This is a genomic window from Rhodococcus sp. Q (genome assembly GCF_005503035.1).
Lineage (GTDB): Bacteria > Actinomycetota > Actinomycetes > Mycobacteriales > Mycobacteriaceae > Rhodococcus_G.
Window position 1 is genome coordinate 1 of the sequence record NZ_SCOY01000065.1, and the last position, 3,422, is coordinate 3,422.

Below are 3,422 nucleotides of genomic sequence, written 5' to 3' on the forward strand. Positions count from 1 at the left end.
GGATGTTATGTACGGCGGTGTCCTACTCTCCCACACCCTGTCGAGTGCAGTACCATCGGCGCTGGAGGGCTTAGCTTCCGGGTTCGGAATGGGACCGGGCGTTTCCCCTCCGCTATGGCCGCCGTAACTCTGTGAAACTGTCACACGGAACCAGAAAACACACACCCCACATCAGGGACATGCAATTTTCGGTTCTGAACAACGTGTGTTGTTTCAGATACCGCACAGTGGACGCGTAGCTTCTTTGTGGTAAGTCCTCGGCCTATTAGTACCAGTCACCTACATGCATTACTGCACTTCCAGTTCTGGCCTATCAACCCGGTGGTCTGCCGGGGGCCTTACCCCCTCAAGGGGGTGAGAAACCTCATCTTGGAACAGGCTTCCCGCTTAGATGCTTTCAGCGGTTATCCCTTCCGAACGTAGCTAACCAGCAGTGCCCTTGGCAGGACAACTGGCACACCAGAGGTTCGTCCGTCCCGGTCCTCTCGTACTAGGGACAGCCTTCCTCAAGTTTCTAACGCGCGCGGCGGATAGAGACCGAACTGTCTCACGACGTTCTAAACCCAGCTCGCGTGCCGCTTTAATGGGCGAACAGCCCAACCCTTGGGACCTACTCCAGCCCCAGGATGCGACGAGCCGACATCGAGGTGCCAAACCATCCCGTCGATATGGACTCTTGGGGAAGATCAGCCTGTTATCCCCGGGGTACCTTTTATCCGTTGAGCGACACCGCTTCCACATGCCGGTGCCGGATCACTAGTCCCGACTTTCGTCCCTGCTCGACCTGTCAGTCTCACAGTCAAGCTCCCTTGTGCACTTGCACTCAACACCTGATTGCCAACCAGGCTGAGGGAACCTTTGGGCGCCTCCGTTACATTTTGGGAGGCAACCGCCCCAGTTAAACTACCCACCAGGCACTGTCCCTGAACCAGATCATGGTCCGAGGTTAGATGTCCAATACGATCAGAGTGGTATTTCAACAACGACTCCACGAACACTGGCGTGCCCGCTTCACAGTCTCCCACCTATCCTACACAAACCGAACCGAACACCAATACCAAGCTATAGTGAAGGTCCCGGGGTCTTTTCGTCCTGCCGCGCGTAACGAGCATCTTTACTCGTAATGCAATTTCGCCGAGTCTATGGTTGAGACAGCTGAGAAGTCGTTACGCCATTCGTGCAGGTCGGAACTTACCCGACAAGGAATTTCGCTACCTTAGGATGGTTATAGTTACCACCGCCGTTTACTGGGGCTTAAATTCTCAGCTTCGCCATTACTGGCTAACCGGTCCTCTTAACCTTCCAGCACCGGGCAGGCGTCAGTCCGTATACATCGTCTTACGACTTCGCACGGACCTGTGTTTTTAGTAAACAGTCGCTTCTCACTGGTCTCTGCGACCCCCACCAGCTCAGAGTGCAAGACTCGTCACCAGCAGAGGTCCCCCTTCTCCCGAAGTTACGGGGGCATTTTGCCGAGTTCCTTAACCATAGTTATCTCGATCGCCTTAGTATTCTCTACCTGACCACCTGTGTCGGTTTGGGGTACGGGCCGTGTGAAAACTCGCTAGAGGCTTTTCTCGGCAGCATAGGATCACTGAATTCGCCTCAATCGGCTACGCATCACGTCTCAGGCTATGTGAGTGGCGGATTTGCCTACCACTCGCCCTACACGCTTACACCAGTACTACCACTAACTGGCCCAGCTACCTTCCTGCGTCACCCCATCGCTTGGCTACTACCAGCTCAGGTTCCGTGCATCCACACCCAGGTTCCCCGAAGGGAAGTAAGAGCGCTTCAGGACGGTTAGTATCACTGATTCACCATTGACGCGTTCACACGGGTACGGGAATATCAACCCGTTGTCCATCGGCTACGCCTGTCGGCCTCGTCTTAGGTCCCGACTCACCCTGGGCGGATTAACCTGGCCCAGGAACCCTTGGTCATTCGGCGGACAAGTTTCTCACTTGTCTTTCGCTACTCATGCCTGCATTCTCACTCGTGCAGCCTCCACAGCTAGTTCACACTGCTGCTTCCATGGCTGCACGACGCTCCCCTACCCATCCACACACCTGGCCAATCCCCCGTAGGAGAAAGGCGGGCTTATGTGAATGCCGCGGCTTCGGTGGTGTACTTGAGCCCCGCTACATTGTCGGCGCAGGATCACTTGACCAGTGAGCTATTACGCACTCTTTCAAGGGTGGCTGCTTCTAAGCCAACCTCCTGGTTGTCTTCGCGACCCCACATCCTTTTCCACTTAGTACACGCTTAGGGACCTTAGCCGGCGATCTGGGCTGTTTCCCTCTCGACTACGAAGCTTATCCCCCGCAGTCTCACTGCCACGCTCTCACTCACCGGCATTCGGAGTTTGGCTGATTTCGGTAAGCTTGTGGGCCCCCTAGACCATCCAGTAGCTCTACCTCCGGTGAGAAACACGTGACGCTGCACCTAAATGCATTTCGGGGAGAACCAGCTATCACGGAGTTTGATTGGCCTTTCACCCCTACCCACAACTCATCCCCTCAGTTTTCAACCTAAGTGGGTTCGGGCCTCCACGACGTCTTACCGTCGCTTCACCCTGGCCATGGGTAGATCACTCCGCTTCGGGTCTAGAACATGCCACTGCAACGCCCTATTCGGACTCGCTTTCGCTACGGCTACCCCACACGGGTTAACCTCGCGACATGCCACTAACTCGCAGGCTCATTCTTCAAAAGGCACGCCATCACCCCCAGCAGCAAGCTGCTCGAAGGCTCTGACGGATTGTAAGCGCACGGTTTCAGGTACTATTTCACTCCCCTCCCGGGGTACTTTTCACCTTTCCCTCACGGTACTAGTCCGCTATCGGTCACCAGGGAGTATTCAGGCTTATCGGGTGGTCCCGACAGATTCACAGCAGATTTCACGGGCCCGCTGCTACTTGGGCATCACCTACGACAGTCACCATGTTTTCGTCTACGGGACTCTCACCCTCTACGACAGGCCGTTCCAGACCACTTCGACTAACACGATGATTTCTTACTGTCGGCCAATCCGGCAGAATTGACAAAGATGACCCCACAACCCCACGCACACAACCCCTGCCGGGTATCACATGTACATGGTTTGGCCTCTTCCGCTTTCGCTCGCCACTACTCACGGAATCACGGTTGTTTTCTCTTCCTGTGGGTACTGAGATGTTTCACTTCCCCACGTTCCCTCCACACACCCTATATATTCAGGTGCGGGTAACACGACATCACTCGTGCTGGGTTTCCCCATTCGGAAATCCTCGGATCTCAGCTCGGTTGACAGCTCCCCGAGGCTTATCGCAGCCTCCTACGTCCTTCATCGGCTCCTGGTGCCAAGGCATCCACCGTACGCTCTTCATTACTTACAACAAAGATGCTCGCGTCCACTGTGCAGTTCTCAAACAACACACAAAC

The 3,422-nt window shown here is 55.2% G+C and carries 2 rRNA genes; both read right to left on the reverse strand.

The features are described from left to right. Window positions 1–9 precede the first annotated feature (9 nt). Window positions 10–126: ribosomal RNA gene (gene rrf, locus FFS72_RS26235) — 5S ribosomal RNA — on the reverse strand. Between the two features lie 119 nt (window positions 127–245). Further along, window positions 246–3,376, reverse strand: a 23S ribosomal RNA gene (locus FFS72_RS26240). Window positions 3,377–3,422 lie beyond the last annotated feature (46 nt).